The organism is Streptococcus sp. TATVAM-FAB8, from assembly GCF_046592795.1.
Lineage (GTDB): Bacteria > Bacillota > Bacilli > Lactobacillales > Streptococcaceae > Streptococcus > Streptococcus ruminicola.
The window spans coordinates 27,785-45,437 of record NZ_JAWVPQ010000014.1; the positions used below are offsets into that span (position 1 = coordinate 27,785).

The following is a 17,653-nucleotide window of genomic DNA, read 5'->3' on the forward strand; positions in this document are numbered from 1 at the left end:
AAACGAAGTGACTCTTTTAATCAATAATCTGATACTCCTTTTCAAATGTTTTTTGAGCAATAATACGGCGATTGGTAATATCGATATAATCGCCTAAGTATGCCAATTCATACATACCGTAGCCAGCAAATCCGCCACCTAGGCTTCCAATCGCTCCTGTTTTAAGGTTTTTAACTGTCGATGGCTTTAAACCAGCCGTTAAAACACGAAGGTGGTTATCTAACCAGCAAAAATATCTTTTTGCAAAAGCTTCTTTTACCCAGTCAGGACTATTTCGATTATCTTTGCTGACTTGCCAAACATCTGCAACTTTTCCCTTATAAGTAGCTTTCATTTTTTCTCCTTTTTTATTTCCCTTTTTATGATTTGCTAAAAGATTACAGTAACTATCAGTTTCACTAGGACGATGATACTTAGAGATTTTTGAATATTAGATTTAAGTTTTCTAGGCCACTTCATTAATCGCGTGATAGCTAGACAAATGCTTAAAAAACTTAAATAACTAACTATTGTTATCAATTGTTGCATCTAATTTACCCCAAAGTAATACTTCTATCCTCTATTTTACCAGATTAATCATTAAAAAAACGACCATGTCGTAAACAGTCGTTTTTTCGTCGTGAACGGTTATTTTTTAATGGAAAGAATGACTTCTGCTCCACCTATACTAGGATTTGAAATTCTTAAACCTCCATGATGTTTTTCAGCTACGACTTTCGCAAAAGATAGTCCAATACCATAGTGTTTTCCGCTTCTGCTATTATGTTCAGTGAAGAAAAATTTTGCGGCATTTTTAAGAGCTTCATCTGAAAATGGTTGACCATCATTCCAAATGGAGAATATGAGATGACTATCATCTTCTGAAATGCTAAGACGAATTTTTCCTTTTGGGGCATGTTGACTAGCGTTTACTAGGATATTAATCAGTGCACGTTTAAGATTTAAGCTATTTGCTAAAAAAGAATCGGTAGCACAGGTATTTCTCATCTTGAAATCAATTGCATTTGGTTTTAGAATATCTTCAATTTTTACCGATAAATCAGCTAAAAAAGGCTTTAAGAATAGCTTTTCTTTATGGTCGTTATCGCTTAATTGACGACTATAGTTAAGCATTGCATTGAAATAGTTTTCAAATACTAAAAGGCTATTATTGATTGATGTTAGAAAACTCGTTTGTTGTTCGTTAAGTGGTGTCATTTCAAGCAGTTCGATATTTCCCTTAATGACCGTTAACGGAGTTTTGACATCGTGAGCTAAGGCAGCGATTTGAAAAGATAAATCTTTCTTTTCGCTTCTTTCTCTTTCAATCAGTTCAGCTAATTCATCACTTTTTTGTGCTAAAACAGTTAAGGTGTCATCAAATTCCGCAATTCTAGAATGCTCTAGGAAATCTGAGTGAGACTTAGTTCCCATATTTTGAGTTGATTTTTGGATAGCATAAAAATTTGAAGTGAATTCTTTGAGCAGTCTTGTGATTGCAAAAATAAGGACCAGCAAAAAGCCGATGATAAAGATGATGTAAGTCAGCGTATTGTACGAAATTGAGCGAAGCGCATGATTTGAAAACTCTGGTATGCTAGATTGTCGGACAACTAAAACGTAGTGCGAATTTTGGGCAAGGTAATAGGTAACCCCATTTTCGTTTAAGTTTTTTCTCTCTTTAAAAGCTTTTTGGTAATACATCAAATCCTCAGTGACGTTTGTTCGCTTAATGACCTTCCCAGTCTGATCATACAAAACGTAGTCATAAGGTGTTTTCGTCATTTCCTTGACAATCTTATCCTTAGAGACCTTATCTGAAAGACTAATATTTAGCTGATTGCTGAGAGTAATTTGTTTCGTATAGGCAAGGACACTTGTTAAGGTTAAAATCAAACAGACAACAAGGACAGTTCCAATAATCACTTCAACCACAGTTTGAAAAATGCGTTGTTTTAATGTCTTAATTTTTTTTACTTTAATCATGCCACTGATATCCAACTCCTCGAACTGTTTTTATAGGATTGATGTCATAGGAAGAAAATTTTTGACGTATCTGATAAACGTATTCTGAAATTGATCTAAATAGAGCATCCGAATCATCGCTATATACGCTTTCGTAGATATTTTCACGTGTAAAAACTTTTTTAGGCTGGCTAGACAAGAGCTCTAGAATATGGTATTCACGACTGGTTAGAGGAACGCGTTCACCATTAATGTAAATGCTTTTTTCCTGCAAGTAAAATGTCATTGTAGAAAATTCACGTTTAAATTCTTGAAAGTCTTTTTTTGCCTGCTTAAAGCGTTCTTCCCTTTTTAAATGTGCTTCCACTTTTGCGACTAGTTGTTTAATACTAAATGGTTTGGTGATGTAGTCATCGCCGCCGAGTTTGAGACCAGAAATGATATCTTCTTCGCTATCTTTAGCACTAACAAAGATAATTGGTGTTGCAATACGATGGCGAATTTCTTGGCAAAGAGCCATACCATCCACATTTGGCATCATAACATCGAGTAAAATTAAGTCAAATCCCATAAAATCATTGATATCAATAGGAGAGTTTACTACTTGATAAGTTGTTACAGCATAATTTTGCATTTCAAAAATATTAGTCATTAGTTTTAAAATCTCAAAATCGTCGTCCACAACTAAAATTTTGTACACTTTTGTCACCTCAATTGTATTTGTTTCTATTTTACTATAAGAAACATGATTTCACTCATTTTTATTGCGTTTAAGTGTTAAAACGGCTATAACATCTAACATCAGTATCAAAGCTAACAAGATGAAAATGGTCTTAATCATTAGCTTTTTTTCAAGCATTAAGATAGCATTAACTGGCAAAATGATAGGAATCCAGAAATTACCCACAAAAGCATGATTTGAAGCAAAAATGATAAAAAGACACTCCACGAATGAGATAATGAGATTAAGACCTTTTCCTGCCCATAAGCTAAGTAAATGATGAAAATGATTGAGAAAGACAAGTAAAAGCCAAGTCAAGCTTCCTGAATAAAAGGCATAAGAGACATCATTGATCACATATCCAATGCTCCCCCATAAAATAAGACAAGGCAGAATAACAATAAGATCACGCGCTAACAACTTAAGCAACCAGATTTTAGCTCTATTGTGACTACTGTTGATATTTTGGCAGTGATTAGCTTGTTCTTCTTGCTCTATTGTTAGCAGCGAGACAATAGCCAGCATTAAACAATAAGCTAGCATGGGTAAAAAGGTCATCGCCTCTAGGGCGTAGGAGGTTTGATGATTTGATAAATAAACTGGTATGGTTAACCATTCTAACGCAAATAAACCAATCATCAGGTATAAAATAGCCGAATTTTTTAATTTTAAGAACTCGCTTTTTAAAATCTTAACCACGTTTTTGCTCCTTTAGTACTTTGATGAAGATAAGAAATAAAAGGACAGATAAACTGATTGCTACAATGCATAGTCCTACAGGATGAGGGTGATTTAGTACTTCTACTTCTCCAGAAGGTTTTAAGTGGAGAAGAGCTTGGGCGATTTTATAATGATATGTGTAGGGAAATAAATACCAAAAAGACGTTTGTGCTAAAAATGGCGCAACGAGCAAACATAAAAAAGAATTTAGAACGAAGACCAAATAACAATTAATCCATTTTGAAAGGTAAAATAAGAGAGGGACATTCCATGCAGAAGCAATAAGCATCAATAATAGTACCCAAGCGTCACGAAAAAAGTGGACAGTCATCACACCGCAAAAAACAAATGAGACAAGATAAAGAAAAAGTAACAGAACACAACTTGCTAAAAATAGGTTCTTTAATGCCGTCATGACTTTTGCGATTTTAATTTTTCCAGTTAATTTACCTTGAAGTGTGTTTTGGAAATGTCCAGCTCCTTCTTCAGCTTTATAATCATAAACAAATAACAATCCTGCCAAAGTAAATAAAAACAATGCTTCCCACCAATAAATTGAAAAACTCTCTAGAATCGTTGGTCCGCAAAGCAAAAAAGCGATAAACAGAGAGATAAATGGCAAGAATAAACATAATTTAAAGTAAGCACCATGTTTTTGTTTTAGGCATTCTGACTGAAGTATTTTTCTCATTTTTCATAACCTCCATGGACAATAGAAAAGAAGAGTTTTTCTAAATCTTGTTTGTCTTGATTGGGCTGATTGTAATGAATTTTTCCTTGATGCAGGATAACAATATCATCTGCAATCTTACTAACTTCATGTAATTGGTGACTTGAGATGAGAATCGTCACTCCTTTTTGCTTGAGAGAGTTGATTAAATCTAAAAGTTCTTTGATGCCATCTGGGTCTAAGCCGTTAGTTGGCTCGTCTAAAATCAGAAATTCTGGATTGGTAATGATTGCCATACCAAGTCCTAAACGTTGCTTCATTCCTAAAGAAAATTTGCCAGCTTTTTTGCGACCAGTATTTGCTAAACCAATTAAGTTCAAGGTTTCTCGTATGGTTTCGTCTGGAATATCATAAAGCAGTGCTTTAGTTTTTAAATTATCAAAAGCTGATAAATTCATGTAAATAGCTGGTGACTCAATTAAAGCACCAAATTTTTTATCATCTTTTATCTCTTTACTCGTTTTTCCATCAAATAAAATTTCACCAGCACTCTGACTTTCTAAACCATAGAGTATTTTCATTAATGTAGATTTCCCAGCTCCATTGACTCCCAAAAGTCCACAAATCGAACCTGATTCGATGGTAAATGAAATATCATTTAAAACTTTCTTATCCTTAAAGACTTTCTTGATATGTTTAATTTGAATTTGCATAAGCTAACCTCCTTTTTTATCAAGGATACATTAGTTTTTTCAGAATTAGTTCAGAAAACTAAAAAAGCTTGAGAAATTTCTCAAGCTTTTTCATTACATTAATTCATTGAAGTCCCAAACTTCTGTCCAACCTTCATAGAAATCAGGCTCGTGGCAAACCATTAGGACGCTACCCTTGTAGGCTTTAAGAGCACGTTTCAATTCTTCTTTAGCATCAACGTCTAAGTGGTTGGTTGGTTCGTCAAGTACTAGCACGTTGTTTTCGCGGTTCATAAGCAGGCAAAAACGCACTTTTGCTTGTTCTCCACCAGAAAGTACTTGAATTTGACTTTCGATATGTTTTGATGTCAAACCACAGCGAGCAAGAGCAGCACGCACTTCTGCTTGGTTCAATGCAGGAAAGGCATCCCAGACAGCTTCAAGCGGTGTTTGACGATTACCAGCAGCGACTTCTTGTTCAAAGTAACCAAGTTCAATGTAATCACCACGTTCAACGCTTCCTGAAATTGGCGGAATGATTCCTAGTAAGCTCTTAAGAAGTGTTGTTTTACCAATACCGTTGGCACCAACGATGGCAACTTTCTGATTACGTTCAAAAGTTAGGTTAAGTGGTTTTGTCAATGGACGATCATAACCAATTTCCAAGTCTTGTGTTTGGAAGATAAAGCGACTTGGTGTACGTGATTCTTTGAATTCAAAGGATGGTTTTGGTTTTTCAGCTTGCAACTCAATGCGGTCCATCTTGTCCAATTTTTTCTGACGTGACATAGCCATATTACGTGTGGCAACACGCGCTTTGTTACGATTAACAAAGTCTTGCAAGTCAGCAATTTCTTTTTGTTGACGCTCATAAGCTGCTTCAAGCTGTGCTTTTTTCATAGCATAAACGGCTTGGAAGTTATCATAGTCACCAGTGTAACGAACCAAATCGTGATTTTCCACGTGATAAACAATATTAATTACATCATTTAAGAATGGAATATCGTGTGAAATCAAAACGAAGGCATTTTCATAGTTTTGAAGGTAACGTTTCAACCATTCAATGTGTTCAGCATCAAGGTAGTTTGTTGGTTCGTCAAGAAGCAAAATATCAGGTTTTTCAAGCAAAAGTTTTGCTAAAAGAACTTTGGTACGTTGACCACCAGATAGTTCTGTGACGTCAGACTCCATGCCAAAATCCATAACACCAAGAGCGCGTGCAACTTCATCAATTTTGGCGTCCAAAGTGTAAAAATCGCGTGATTCTAGACGATCTTGCAACTCTCCTACTTCTTCCATCAGAGCATCCATATCTGCGCCTTCATCAGCCATAGACATGTAAATGTCATTGATACGTGCTTCTGTTTTGAAAAGCTCATCAAAAGCTGTACGTAAGACATCACGTACTGTCATCCCTGCTTCAAGTACAGTATGTTGGTCCAAGTAACCTGCAGTGACGTATTTTGACCACTCAACTTTTCCTTCATCAGGTTGTAAATGTCCAGTTACGATACTCATAAAAGTTGATTTTCCTTCACCGTTTGCCCCGACAAGACCGATATGCTCTCCTTTCAACAGACGGAAAGACACATCTTCAAAAATCGTACGCTCCCCAAAGCCATGACTTAAATGTTTAACTTCTAAAATACTCATCTCTTATATTCTTTCGTTTATTTTCTTTTTGAAAATAGCTGCGCAAACAGCCTATTTATAATAATCTTTTCAATTATAGCATGACTTTAAGCGCTAAAGCAATGACTTTAGCTGTTGAAAACGCAAACTAAAAAGCCTTTTTAAAAGGCTTTTGTGATTTATTCAGAAATCGCTTTAGCATGGCTTTTTTCTGGAATGAAGAATTGTTTTAAGATTGGGTATAAAATTGGCACAGAAATAATTGTGACAAGTGCTGAACCAAATGTTCCACCGATTTTAACTAAAGCTGTCAAAAAGGCTACTTGCAAATGAAGACCACCCACAAGACTGTTAATCAAAGTGTATTTAACAAGGTTACTAATGATTTTTGTAATGGCAGCTACGACCCCAACAATGATCACATTGCGTGTTTTAGTATCAGAATGCAAAAGTTTTTCAAAAACAAAATGAAGAACTAAACAAACAATTAATGATTCTAAAATCGTAATCCAAACTTCCGCAGCATAGCCATTAAGCACATCGAACAAGCCTAGCCCGATAGATGCAACAAGTGCTGCAATTCTTGAACCAAATAGTAGAACCGCTATTACAACCAAGGCATTACCAAAATGAACAAACTGAGCACCCAGCGGAATACGTAAAAACTGAACACTGATAAAGATTAATGCTGAATAAAAACTAAGTTCAACAAGTTGACGTGTGGTAAGATTTTTCATGCTTTTTCCTCCATTAATTGTTTGATTTGTAAAGCTAAGTCTGGCAAATAAGGTTCATATGACAAGCCAAAACGCAAATCTCGCTTTAATGACAAAGTCCTTTGTAAGGTCTTATCGATAAAGTTTAGAGCTACTTTTGCAACATCATCTAGACTTAAGCCGTGAAAATAGCCAGCCCCAAGAACTGCCGTTACTAAATCCCCTGTTCCAAAGAAATGATATGGATAGGCTTTCGAAAAATGATAAGTGATTTCTCCACTTTCGCTATCATAATGCGCTAATCCAACATTATCAGCTTCAAAAGAAACTCCGGTTAAGATAACGTGTTTATTATGAAGATGGGATAAACGTTCACAGAGTTGCTCGATATCAGTTTTTGTATAAGTCTCGCCAAGATAAGGATAATCAGCTAAAAGACAAGCTTCTGTTAAATTCGGCGTAATCACATCGGCATTTTTACAAAATTCTCGCATAGCTAGCACAAAATCTTGCTCATATCCAGCATACAGACGACCCTTATCAGCCATAATAGGATCAACAAAGCGTGGCAGCTTATGCTCACTAGCAAATTTAGCTAAGTCTTCTAACTGTATTTGATTCTTAAAATACCCTGTAATTAAACCATGACATGGGAAATCAAGCGTCTCCCATTGCTTGATGAAACCTTGTGTTGCTTGAGTTAAATCTGTAATAGCAATCTTATCAAATCCACCTGTATGCGAAGATAACAAAACTGTCGGCATAGGAATGACTTCAATTTGACAAGTTGATAAAACGGGCAAAGCACTGGATAGCGCCACTTTTCCAACCCCAACAACATCGTTGGCAACAATCACAGAACGTGTAATTTGATTCATAATAAATGGCTTTCTAATCTCGCCTCAAAACCAGATTCAATAACTTGAAAAGGTTTTAAATTAAGAGTTTAGAAATATTGTAAGAAAATTCAATTTATTATACAATAGGTATCATAAGAAACTGTATGGGGACAGATTATGACTAGTAAATACCAAGAAATCATAACAACTATCATCGACCAAATCGAAAATGGTAAATTGCAAAAAGGTGAGCGCATTCCTTCCATTCGCCGTCTAAGCCAAAAATTCCATTGCAGTAAAGACACTGTTCAGCGGGCTTTGCTAGAATTAAAGTTTAAAAATTACATTTATGCTGTTGAAAAAAGTGGTTATTATGTCCTTGAAGGAAAAAGCCAAAAGGAAACACCTCTGAATCTCAGTTTATCTGATTACAACAACATGGCTTATGAAGACTTTACAACGTGCCTAACAGAAACCCTTGTGAATCGTGAGAATTACCTCTTTAACTACTACTATCAGCAAGAAGGATTACAAGAATTAATCGATTCCTTGCAAGATTATCTTGAAAAGAGCGCTATTTACGCAAAAAAAGAAGACATTCTAGTTACTTCAGGGACTCAACAAGCCCTTTACATCCTTTCGCAGGTGACTTTTCCAAATCACAAGAAGACAATTCTTTTGGAACAGCCAACTTATCATCGAATGAATGATTTGGTTACTTCTCTAAAACTGCCTTATCAGACCATTGAACGTGATTTTGAAGGGATTGATTTAGCAAGGTTAGAAGAATTGTTTAAGACTGGTGATATCAAGTTTTTCTACACTATTTCACGTTTTTCAAATCCCCTTGGTTTATCGTATTCGACCAGTGAAAAGCAAAGGATTGTTGAATTGGCTGAACGCTACGATGTCTACATCATCGAGGATGATTACATGGGAGATTTTGCAAAATCAACGGATTTGCCTCTCCATTATTACGACACTTCTGGTCACGTTATTTACCTTAAGTCCTTTTCAATGACCATTTTTCCTGCTTTGCGTTTGGGGACCATTATCTTACCACCAGCTTTAACAAAAGCTTTTCTTGACCATAAGAAAATGATTGACTATGATACCAACCTTATCATGCAAAAAGCGCTATCGCTTTATCTGGATAGCGGTTTGTTTGAAAAAAATCTGAATTACCTCAAGCAAGTTTTTCAAAAACAAAGGCAGAAAATTGATATCGTTCTTACTGACTTTCCAAGGATTCAGCATTTCAGCAGCTCTCTTCAAGGATTGGTACTTGAACTTCCTAAAGACCAACACTTAGGTGACCTAAAATTCACCGATAAAATCAACTATTTGGAGGATAACTACCTTTCTTTGACAGAAAAACGATTCATTAAGCTTTCAAATAATCAGGATATTTTCAGCATTTTAAGAATGATAAGTGAGCGATAAAATAAAAAGCCAGAGAAACAGAATCTCTGGCTTTTTATATCGTTAATAGGAAAATTAATAATCAGGACGCAAAACACCTTTGACGGTTTCTTTTGTTGCTTCCACATCTCCATCGATAACAACATCGATGATACGTTTAGCATCTTCTGGTGGACAGCAAACCAAAGGCAAACGTAATGGTCCAGTTTCAAATCCAAGATAATTAAGCACGGCTTTAACTGGTGCTGGACTTGGATATGAGAATAAAGCATTAACTTTTGGAATGAATTGACGTTGGATAGCTGCAGCTTTCTTGATATCGCTGTTTTCAATAGCAGTTAGCATTTCGTGCATTTCATCACCGTTAACATGAGAAGCAACAGAAATTACCCCATCAGCACCTAAATTCATAGCGTGGAAAGCATCACCATCTTCACCAGTATAAATCAAGAAATTATCTGGTTTGTGTTCAATCAGGTAAGCCATGTTGGCGAGGCTTGTACACTCTTTAACACCGATGATATTTGGGTGTTCTGCCAAGCGTAACATTGTATCTGGTGTCATTTCGACAACAACACGTCCAGGAATGTTGTAGATAATGATTGGAAGGTCACTAGCATCAGCAATAGCTTTAAAGTGTTGATACATGCCTTCTTGTGATGGTTTGTTGTAGTATGGAACGATGGCAAGACCAGCAGCGAAACCACCAAATGCAGCAACTTCACGCGCAAATTCGATAGAATCGCGGGTGTCATTGGTACCAACACCAGCAATTAATGGCACACGACCTTTAACAATCTTTTGCACTGCAGCAAAAAGTTCCAATTCTTCATCGTGTGTCAAAGTTGGACTTTCAGCAGTTGTTCCAGCAAGCAAAAGAGCATCTGTGTGATGTGCAAGCAAATGTTCAATTAATTTTGGTAGTGCGTCAAAGTTAATTGAACCGTCTTCGTTAAATGGGGTAATCATCGCGGTGATGATTTTAACATCTCTTAAATCTTCAATAGACATAATACTCTCCCTCTTTATCTAAGAATTTATACCTGTTTGATTAAAAATGCTCAAAGACCAGCTTCTAAAAGAAACTGGTTTGAGTTGTTATTTTAGTTCGAATTTAAGCTCTTTAGTTGGGTGGACAAGACCGCGTTCGTGAAGTGTTTCAGCGATTTGAACAGAGTTCCATGCAGCACCTTTAAGAAGGTTATCAGAAACAACCCACATGTGAATACCATTTTCAACATCAAGGTCTTTACGGATACGTCCAACAAATGTTTCGCGTTTGCCCACAGCGTTAGCAGCTTGTGGGTAAACTTGGTTAGCAACATCATCTTCAAGAACTGCGCCTGGGAATCCAGCAATAGCTGCTTTCACTTCTTCGATTGGAGCTACTTCTTTTGTTTCGATGTAAACTGATTCTGAGTGTGAGAAAAGAACTGGCACACGAACACATGTTGCAGAAACTGGAAGTTCAGGCTCTTCCATGATTTTCTTAGTTTCGTTTGTCATTTTCATTTCTTCGTAAGTGTAGTCATTATCGGTGAAGACATCGATTTGTGCAAGAGCGTTAAATGCGATTGGGAAGTGTTTTTTATCACCACCACATGGCAAGATGTCAGCGTGAACGTCTTTTGGTTCAACACCATCATTAACAACTTCTTTGATTTCACGAAGTGTTTCATTGATAGCTGATTGACCAGCACCAGAAACAGCTTGGTAAGTAGAGACGATGATACGGCTCAAGCCCCATTTTTGACGAACGGGTTCCAAAGCAACCATCATTTGGATAGTTGAACAGTTTGGACAAGCAATGATACCATTGTGAGCATCTAAAGCGTGAGCATTGACTTCAGGTACGACAAGTGGCACATCTGGATTTTGACGGAAATAAGATGTGTTATCGACAACAACTGCTCCTGCTTTAACAGCGTATGGAGCGAATTTTGCAGAAACAGAACCACCTGCAGAGAAAAGAGCAATATCAACGCCTTCAAATGAATCTTCAGTTGTTAATTCAACAGTAACATCTTGTCCCTTATACTTCAAAACTTTCCCAGCAGAACGTGAAGATGACAAAAGACGTACTTTGTCAATAGGGAGTGTTGATTGTTCTAATTGTTGAATCATGCGAGTTCCAACGGCACCTGTGGCACCAACGACAGCGACTGTATAGCCCATTTCAATACCTCTTCCTGGAAAATAGAATACTATTCTCAATTTTCTAAAAATTTATAGTAGCTACATTATACAATTTTTTAACTCAAAAGAAAAGTCTGAATTTTATTTAATTTTAAAAATATTTTGACAACAAAAAAATCCCCACCAAAATTGGTAGGGATATGAGGCATTCAAAAATGAATGTGGCAAAAAGGTTCACACAGATTGCCAAAGTCCGCTCCTGCGTTTCTAGTCGAACTAGAATGACCCCCTCCTGCGCAAATAAACTCTCAAATCGAGTTAATTCGGCTCATCGCATGTTCCTAGTATACCATAGAAGGCAAGATTTGCAAATACTTTGTTTCTACATCAACGGTGCGATGGTTTTGACCAGTAATCCAATGAGTTTTTCATGGGTTGGTCGGCTATCAAGCGTCTCTTGAGTGACGCGTTTACTTTTTCGCATGGTTTGAATGCAGTCATCGTAAATATCACGAATGGCATCCACTTTATACATGTATGTCGCACATTCAAAATGATGATACAAACTACGATAATCTAGATTAATTGTTCCTACTACTGCTTTACTGTCGTCGCTGATAAAGACTTTAGCATGGACAAATCCTGGTGTGTAGAGATAGATTTTAACACCTGAGCGCATGAGTTTGCTAAAGTAAGTTTTTGCCAGCATATAAGGAACTTTTTTATCTGGAATTCCAGGCATGATAATTCGCACATCTACACCACGTTCCGCGGCAAAACAAAGCGCATGCTCCATTTCACTATCAAGAATGAGATAAGGTGTCATGATGTAGACGTATTCTCTGGCGTGGTTAAGAATATCAATATAAACATTCTCACCAATTTTATCGGTATCAAGTGGCGAATCACCATATGGAATAACATAACCATTTGCTTTTCGTTTTTTATCATGCTTAGCAAGGTAAGGTTTGACAACCATTTGTCTTTCAGTGATTGACCACATTTGTAAGAACAGTACTAAAAAACTGTCAACTGCCTCACCTTCAAGCATCAGTGCGGTGTCTTTCCAATGACCAAAACGATTGATTTTGTTAATATACTCGTCAGCTAAGTTCACTCCGCCGGTGAAACCTACTTTACCATCAATCACAATGATTTTTCGGTGATCACGGTAATTGTAATAAGTTGAGATAAAAGGTGAAATTGGTGAAAAAGCTTTGGCTTTGATACCAATTTTCTCTAAGCGTTGTGTGTAATCAAAAGATAAGGTTGAAAATTCAATCATGCCATCGTAGAGGACACGGACTTCCACTCCTTCCCTGACTTTTTGCTCTAGAATTCGTAGAATTTCACCCCACATCTTACCTTCTGCAATGATGAAAAATTCCATGAAAATGTATTCTTCAGCCTTGAGCAATTGTTTTTTTAGTTCTTCAAAAAACTTTTCTCCACTTGGGAAATAAGTCACTTCGGTATTTTGATAAGCTGGAAAGTCACCGCGACTACGGTCAAAATACTGAACCAGATGATAGGTCGTCGACGTGTTGCTTTTCAAAACTCTCAATGTTTCCAAATTATCTTGCAAATATTGGCTGCTAGCATCAACCAAATGGTTCATTCGAAGTTTGAGACCGCGATAACCCCAATCAAGCTTGGTATAAATGAGAAAAAGTGACCCTAACAAAGGGGCAATCATTACCAGAATAAGCCAAGTCACACGTGATAGAGCGTCCATTTCACTGTTTACAAGATATAATACAGTTGCAATGGCAAGAGCACGTTCAATCATAGCGACCCAAATACGATAGTGATCTAGCCAAGCAAATGATGCAATGATGAACAAAAGTTGCAAGATCAACAAGATAGAAATGACAGTTGTCCGACTAAAAATTCCTCGAAGAAAACTGCGTCGGCTTTTATCTAATAAGCGTAATGCTTTGATTTTATTAGTGCTTTTATTGTCGATAATCATAACCTCCACATCATTTTTTCTTCATTTACTTCTATTATATCATACTTTACTGGCTGCTTTTTTCTGGAAAAATAGAAAAAGCCGGCAAAAGCCGACCTTTTAGTGGTAAGTTTATTAGAACAATCCGATAGCTGTTCCATCTTCAGCAACGTCCATGTTAAGCGCTGCTGGTTTTTTAGGAAGTCCTGGCATTGTCATCACATCACCAGTCAAAGCAACGATGAATCCAGCACCAGTTTTTGGAACAAATTCACGAATTGTGATATCAAAGCCTTCTGGTGCTCCAAGAAGGGTTGGATTGTCAGAGAAGCTATATTGTGTTTTAGCCATACATACTGGCAATTTGTCCCAACCAAATTGAGCAAATTGTTTCAATTGGTTTTTAGCTTTTTTGCCGAAGATAACTTTGTTACCGCCGTAGATTTCAGTAACGATTTTAGTGACTTTTTCTTCAAGTGAATCGTCATCAGAGTAAAGACGTTTGTAGTTGGCATTGCCATTTTCAACGGCATTAACAACGGCTTTAGCAAGGTCAACCCCGCCGTCAGCACCGTTTGCCCAAACGCTAGCAAGTTCTACTGGAACATCGATTTCGGCACAAAGTTCTTTAAGTGCAGCAATTTCAGCTTCTGTGTCTGCTACGAATTCATTGATGGCAACAACTGCTGGAACACCAAATTTACGGACGTTTTCGACGTGACGTTTAAGGTTAGCAAATCCAGCACGAACAGCTTCAACATTTTCTTCACCAAGATCAGTCTTAGCTACGCCACCATGCATTTTAAGAGCACGAATTGTAGCGACGATAACCACAGCATCTGGTGTTGTTGGAAGATTTGGTGTTTTAATATCAAGGAATTTTTCAGCACCAAGGTCAGCACCAAAACCAGCTTCTGTAATTGTGTAATCAGCTAAGTGAAGAGCTGTTGTTGTTGCGAGAACAGAGTTACAACCGTGTGCGATATTGGCAAATGGTCCACCATGAACGAAGGCTGGTGTTCCATAGATAGTTTGAACAAGGTTTGGTTTAATAGCATCTTTAAGGATAAGAGTCAAAGCACCTTCTACTTTAAGGTCACGCACGTAAACTGGTGTACGGTCGTAACGGTAAGCAACCACGATATTTGCCAAACGTTCTTTCAAGTCTTTGATATCTGTTGCCAAACACAAGATAGCCATGATTTCTGAAGCAACTGTGATATCAAAACCATCTTCACGAGGAATACCATTAACTGGGCTACCAAGACCGACAGTGACATGGCGAAGAGCGCGGTCATTAAGGTCGACGACGCGTTTCCAAATGATACGGCGTTGGTCAATACCTAATTCGTTTCCTTGGTGCATGTGGTTATCGATAATTGCTGAAAGGGCATTGTTTGCTGTCGTGATAGCGTGCATATCACCTGTGAAATGAAGGTTGATATCTTCCATTGGAAGAACTTGAGCGTAACCACCACCTGCGGCACCACCCTTAATCCCCATAACAGGACCAAGTGATGGTTCACGAAGAGCAAGCATTGTTTTTTTGCCGATTTTATTCAACGCATCAGCAAGACCGATAGACATTGTTGATTTACCTTCACCAGCTGGTGTTGGGTTGATAGCTGTGACAAGGACAAGTTTACCTGGTTTATTTTCTTGAACAGATTTGATTTTATCAAATGATAATTTTGCTTTATATTTACCATAGAGTTCAATATCATCAAATGTGATACCAACTTTTTCAACAACTTCTGTAATTGGTTTAAGCTCAACGCTTTGTGCAATTTCGATATCTGATTTCACGGGGACTCTCCTCTGATATTTTTTGATTGATAAAAACATTATAACACACTTTTTTAAAAACGCACGATATTTATTAAAATAATTATTAATGTTCGTGTTTTATCGTTGTGAAACAACTTTTTTTATTAATTGTTATAGTTATTTACTATAACAAAGAACGTTTTTAAAACCCTTGAAATAACAGAATTCATTAGCAATTGTTCGTTTTGAAAACCATTGAAATCAATTGTTTTATTCTTCAAACTTCTCAGGAGAAGAGGTTGTTATTGTTCGTTTTTAGATAAAAATTTGAGATAAATAGGTATTTTCTAAATTAAAAGTGTGTCAAACAATTTACGAAAAAAATGTTTTTGTGTAAAATAAGGCTATGAAAATTTTAATAACATCCGGTGGAACAACCGAGAAGATAGATTCTGTGCGTGGCATTACTAACCACGCTACAGGAACTTTAGGAAAATATATCGCTGAAGTTTTTTTAGAAAAAGGGTATCAGGTAACTTTGGTTACAACTAAAGAAGCTGTTAAACCAGTAGACCATCCGTTACTAACAGTACATACTATTACGAATGTTGATAGTTTGCTAAAAACACTTGAACCACTTGTCAAAACGCATGATGTCTTTATTCATAGCATGGCGGTGTCTGATTATACGCCTGTTTATATGACAGATCTTAATGAAGTTGAACAGGCTGAACACGTTTCGGATTTGCTAAATCGTCAAAATACAGAATCTAAGATTTCTTCTAAAGAAGACTACCAAGTGCTTTTTATGAAAAAAACACCAAAAGTGATTTCTTTAGTGAAAACTTGGAATCCTGATATTTGCTTAATTGGCTTTAAATTGTTAGTTAATGTCAGCAAAGACGAGCTTTTTGCTGTTGCGCGTGAGAGTTTACAAAAAAATAAAGCACGCTATATTCTTGCCAATGATTTAACTGAGATAAAGGGAGATAAGCACCATGCTTATTTGCTAGATGAATCTCATGTCTATGAAGCGGACACTAAAAAAGCTATTGCAAACTTGATTTTTGAAAGGGTGACAAATCATGTCTAAAAGTATTTTATTAGCTGTTTCTGGTAGTATTTCTGCCTATAAAGCAGCTGATTTAACTAATCGATTAACCAAACTTGGCTATGATGTTCATGTTTTAATGACCAAGGCTGCTACTGATTTTATCACGCCACTGACGCTTCAGGTCTTGTCAAAAAATACTGTTCATCTTGATGTTATGAGCGAAGAGGATCCTAAGAGCGTTAATCATATCGAATTAGCAAAAAAAGCTGATTTATTTATCCTTGCCCCTGCTTCTGCTAATACTTTAGCAAAATTAGCACACGGTTTAGCTGATAATATGGTTACAGCTACTGCTCTTGCTTTGCCAGCTGAAACACCTAAATTAATTGCGCCAGCCATGAACACAAAAATGTATGAAAATCCCTTAACGCAGCGTAATTTATCGATCTTAAAAGAGGTCGGTTATGAGGAAATTGAGCCACGTTCAAGCCTTTTAGCTTGTGGAGATCTTGGTCGCGGTGCGCTGGCTGAACTTGACACAATTATCGAGCATATCGAAAAACGTCTATAATTTTACTCTTGTCAAGACACCTGTAAATTTGTATAATGTATTGGGCTTTCAAAAGAGAAGCCAAAAAAGTCATCTCTTAGGAGGAGTTATGAAAAACAATAAAGCAGCAAGTAATATTGCCACAGTTGCAATTTTCTTTGCTATCATGCTTGTTATTAATTTCTTAACAAGCCTTGTCTTTAACCTTTGGCCTGTGCCAATCAAGCCGACACTTATTCACGTTCCAGTAATCATTGCATCTATTGTTTACGGACCACGAATCGGTGCTACGCTTGGTGCTTTAATGGGAGTTATCAGTGTGACAGTAAACACTCTAACTCTTCTACCAACAAGTTACCTCTTCTCTCCATTTGTTGAAAATGGTAATCTTTCTTCATTAATTGTTGCCATGGTACCTCGTATTTTGATTGGTATCACACCATACTTTGTTTACAAATGGATTCATAATAGATTTGGTATCATTGTCGCTGGTGCTATTGGTTCTATGACAAATACAATCTTTGTTTTGGGTGGTATTTTCTTCCTCTTTGCAAATGTGTATAGTGGAGATATCAAAGCACTACTTGCAGTTGTCTTTGGTACAAATGCGATTGCAGAGATGATTATTTCAGCTATTTTAACGCTTGCAATTGTTCCAAAATTACAGAAAATCAGAGCATAAATAATGAAAATCACGGGAAAACCGTGGTTTTTTTAGTCACATGAAGTTAAAAAATTGGTTAATTTTTACCTTACACAAACGTTTGCGTAACTAGACAAAAGTACTCAAAAAGCCTGATTTAACAATATTTTCACTAATATTAAATTTTTACTAGAAA

Annotated in this window: 17 protein-coding genes; 4 read left to right on the top strand and 13 right to left on the bottom strand. The window is 36.7% G+C overall.

Annotated features, from left to right (window positions below):
- Positions 1 to 16: 16 nt before the first annotated feature.
- The 9 genes from SFC32_RS07545 to SFC32_RS07585 all read right to left on the bottom strand — a co-directional run bounded on the left by SFC32_RS07545 (position 17) and on the right by SFC32_RS07585 (position 7,973).
- Entirely contained in the window at positions 17 to 334 is a 318-nt protein-coding gene (locus tag SFC32_RS07545; protein ID WP_039696897.1) for a hypothetical protein, read from the bottom strand.
- 293 nt (positions 335 to 627) lie between these two features.
- A complete protein-coding gene (locus SFC32_RS07550; RefSeq protein ID WP_411050028.1) occupies positions 628 to 1,965 on the bottom strand; it encodes a sensor histidine kinase in 1,338 nt (445 codons plus the stop codon).
- The gene (locus tag SFC32_RS07555; RefSeq protein WP_411050027.1) at positions 1,958 to 2,644 is read right to left on the bottom strand and encodes a response regulator transcription factor; all 687 of its coding nucleotides are present in this window, start codon (positions 2,642 to 2,644) and stop codon (positions 1,958 to 1,960) included. Before SFC32_RS07555 ends, SFC32_RS07550 begins: the two co-directional genes overlap by 8 nt.
- Before the next feature lie 51 nt (positions 2,645 to 2,695).
- The gene (locus tag SFC32_RS07560) at positions 2,696 to 3,364 is read right to left on the bottom strand and encodes an ABC transporter permease (RefSeq protein ID WP_411050026.1); all 669 of its coding nucleotides are present in this window, start codon (positions 3,362 to 3,364) and stop codon (positions 2,696 to 2,698) included.
- Complete coding sequence (locus tag SFC32_RS07565) at positions 3,357 to 4,076, bottom strand: lantibiotic ABC transporter permease (protein ID WP_411050025.1); 720 nt, start codon at positions 4,074 to 4,076, stop codon at positions 3,357 to 3,359. Before SFC32_RS07565 ends, SFC32_RS07560 begins: the two co-directional genes overlap by 8 nt.
- Positions 4,073 to 4,768: an ABC transporter ATP-binding protein gene (locus SFC32_RS07570; protein ID WP_411050024.1), complete on the bottom strand. Its 696-nt coding sequence runs from the start codon at positions 4,766 to 4,768 to the stop codon at positions 4,073 to 4,075. Before SFC32_RS07570 ends, SFC32_RS07565 begins: the two co-directional genes overlap by 4 nt.
- A 93-nt stretch (positions 4,769 to 4,861) precedes the next feature.
- A complete protein-coding gene (locus SFC32_RS07575; RefSeq protein WP_074625733.1) occupies positions 4,862 to 6,400 on the bottom strand; it encodes an ABC-F family ATP-binding cassette domain-containing protein in 1,539 nt (512 codons plus the stop codon).
- Between the two features lie 158 nt (positions 6,401 to 6,558).
- Positions 6,559 to 7,116, bottom strand: a complete 558-nt coding sequence (locus tag SFC32_RS07580; RefSeq protein WP_258256189.1) for an ECF transporter S component — start codon at positions 7,114 to 7,116, stop codon at positions 6,559 to 6,561.
- Positions 7,113 to 7,973: a pyridoxamine kinase gene (locus SFC32_RS07585; RefSeq protein ID WP_411050023.1), complete on the bottom strand. Its 861-nt coding sequence runs from the start codon at positions 7,971 to 7,973 to the stop codon at positions 7,113 to 7,115. Before SFC32_RS07585 ends, SFC32_RS07580 begins: the two co-directional genes overlap by 4 nt.
- Before the next feature lie 138 nt (positions 7,974 to 8,111).
- Here SFC32_RS07585 and SFC32_RS07590 point away from each other — a divergent pair, with 138 nt between their 5' ends.
- Positions 8,112 to 9,377 (top strand): PLP-dependent aminotransferase family protein, encoded by a 1,266-nt coding sequence (locus SFC32_RS07590; protein ID WP_411050022.1) that lies wholly within the window; start codon positions 8,112 to 8,114, stop codon positions 9,375 to 9,377.
- A gap of 54 nt (positions 9,378 to 9,431) precedes the next feature.
- Here SFC32_RS07590 and dapA read toward each other — a convergent pair whose 3' ends face one another.
- The 4 genes from dapA to SFC32_RS07610 form a co-directional block, all read right to left on the bottom strand.
- The gene (gene dapA, locus SFC32_RS07595; protein WP_074560168.1) at positions 9,432 to 10,367 is read right to left on the bottom strand and encodes a 4-hydroxy-tetrahydrodipicolinate synthase; all 936 of its coding nucleotides are present in this window, start codon (positions 10,365 to 10,367) and stop codon (positions 9,432 to 9,434) included.
- Between the two features lie 87 nt (positions 10,368 to 10,454).
- On the bottom strand, positions 10,455 to 11,531 hold the full coding sequence (locus tag SFC32_RS07600; protein WP_074601956.1) for an aspartate-semialdehyde dehydrogenase: 1,077 nt from the start codon (positions 11,529 to 11,531) through the stop codon (positions 10,455 to 10,457).
- Between the two features lie 343 nt (positions 11,532 to 11,874).
- Positions 11,875 to 13,464 carry a cardiolipin synthase gene (cls, locus tag SFC32_RS07605; RefSeq protein ID WP_411050268.1) on the bottom strand — a complete coding sequence of 530 codons (1,590 nt, stop codon included), beginning with the start codon at positions 13,462 to 13,464 and terminating at the stop codon, positions 11,875 to 11,877.
- A gap of 114 nt (positions 13,465 to 13,578) precedes the next feature.
- On the bottom strand, positions 13,579 to 15,249 hold the full coding sequence (locus SFC32_RS07610; RefSeq protein ID WP_074867570.1) for a formate--tetrahydrofolate ligase: 1,671 nt from the start codon (positions 15,247 to 15,249) through the stop codon (positions 13,579 to 13,581).
- A 367-nt stretch (positions 15,250 to 15,616) separates the two neighbouring features.
- Here SFC32_RS07610 and SFC32_RS07615 point away from each other — a divergent pair, with 367 nt between their 5' ends.
- The 3 genes from SFC32_RS07615 (at position 15,617) to SFC32_RS07625 (ending at position 17,496) form a co-directional block, all read left to right on the top strand.
- Positions 15,617 to 16,303: a phosphopantothenate--cysteine ligase gene (locus SFC32_RS07615; RefSeq protein WP_411216645.1), complete on the top strand. Its 687-nt coding sequence runs from the start codon at positions 15,617 to 15,619 to the stop codon at positions 16,301 to 16,303.
- Positions 16,296 to 16,835 carry a phosphopantothenoylcysteine decarboxylase gene (coaC, locus tag SFC32_RS07620; RefSeq protein WP_252520183.1) on the top strand — a complete coding sequence of 180 codons (540 nt, stop codon included), beginning with the start codon at positions 16,296 to 16,298 and terminating at the stop codon, positions 16,833 to 16,835. The genes SFC32_RS07615 and coaC overlap by 8 nt, the downstream gene beginning before the upstream one ends.
- A gap of 88 nt (positions 16,836 to 16,923) precedes the next feature.
- Complete coding sequence (locus SFC32_RS07625) at positions 16,924 to 17,496, top strand: ECF transporter S component (RefSeq protein WP_074964641.1); 573 nt, start codon at positions 16,924 to 16,926, stop codon at positions 17,494 to 17,496.
- The last annotated feature ends 157 nt before the right edge of the window (positions 17,497 to 17,653 follow it).

What these genes read in the sequence shown, in the direction of transcription:
- SFC32_RS07545 (WP_039696897.1), bottom strand. Translation starts at nt 334, where the DNA reads ATGAAAGCTACTTATAAGGGAAAAGTTGCAGATGTTTGGCAAGTCAGC.
- SFC32_RS07550 (WP_411050028.1), bottom strand. Translation starts at nt 1,965, where the DNA reads ATGATTAAAGTAAAAAAAATTAAGACATTAAAACAACGCATTTTTCAA.
- SFC32_RS07565 (WP_411050025.1), bottom strand. Translation starts at nt 4,076, where the DNA reads ATGAGAAAAATACTTCAGTCAGAATGCCTAAAACAAAAACATGGTGCT.
- SFC32_RS07570 (WP_411050024.1), bottom strand. Translation starts at nt 4,768, where the DNA reads ATGCAAATTCAAATTAAACATATCAAGAAAGTCTTTAAGGATAAGAAA.
- SFC32_RS07575 (WP_074625733.1), bottom strand. Translation starts at nt 6,400, where the DNA reads ATGAGTATTTTAGAAGTTAAACATTTAAGTCATGGCTTTGGGGAGCGT.
- SFC32_RS07580 (WP_258256189.1), bottom strand. Translation starts at nt 7,116, where the DNA reads ATGAAAAATCTTACCACACGTCAACTTGTTGAACTTAGTTTTTATTCA.
- SFC32_RS07585 (WP_411050023.1), bottom strand. Translation starts at nt 7,973, where the DNA reads ATGAATCAAATTACACGTTCTGTGATTGTTGCCAACGATGTTGTTGGG.
- SFC32_RS07590 (WP_411050022.1), top strand. Translation starts at nt 8,112, where the DNA reads ATGACTAGTAAATACCAAGAAATCATAACAACTATCATCGACCAAATC.
- dapA (WP_074560168.1), bottom strand. Translation starts at nt 10,367, where the DNA reads ATGTCTATTGAAGATTTAAGAGATGTTAAAATCATCACCGCGATGATT.
- SFC32_RS07600 (WP_074601956.1), bottom strand. Translation starts at nt 11,531, where the DNA reads ATGGGCTATACAGTCGCTGTCGTTGGTGCCACAGGTGCCGTTGGAACT.
- cls (WP_411050268.1), bottom strand. Translation starts at nt 13,464, where the DNA reads ATGATTATCGACAATAAAAGCACTAATAAAATCAAAGCATTACGCTTA.
- SFC32_RS07615 (WP_411216645.1), top strand. Translation starts at nt 15,617, where the DNA reads ATGAAAATTTTAATAACATCCGGTGGAACAACCGAGAAGATAGATTCT.
- coaC (WP_252520183.1), top strand. Translation starts at nt 16,296, where the DNA reads ATGTCTAAAAGTATTTTATTAGCTGTTTCTGGTAGTATTTCTGCCTAT.
- SFC32_RS07625 (WP_074964641.1), top strand. Translation starts at nt 16,924, where the DNA reads ATGAAAAACAATAAAGCAGCAAGTAATATTGCCACAGTTGCAATTTTC.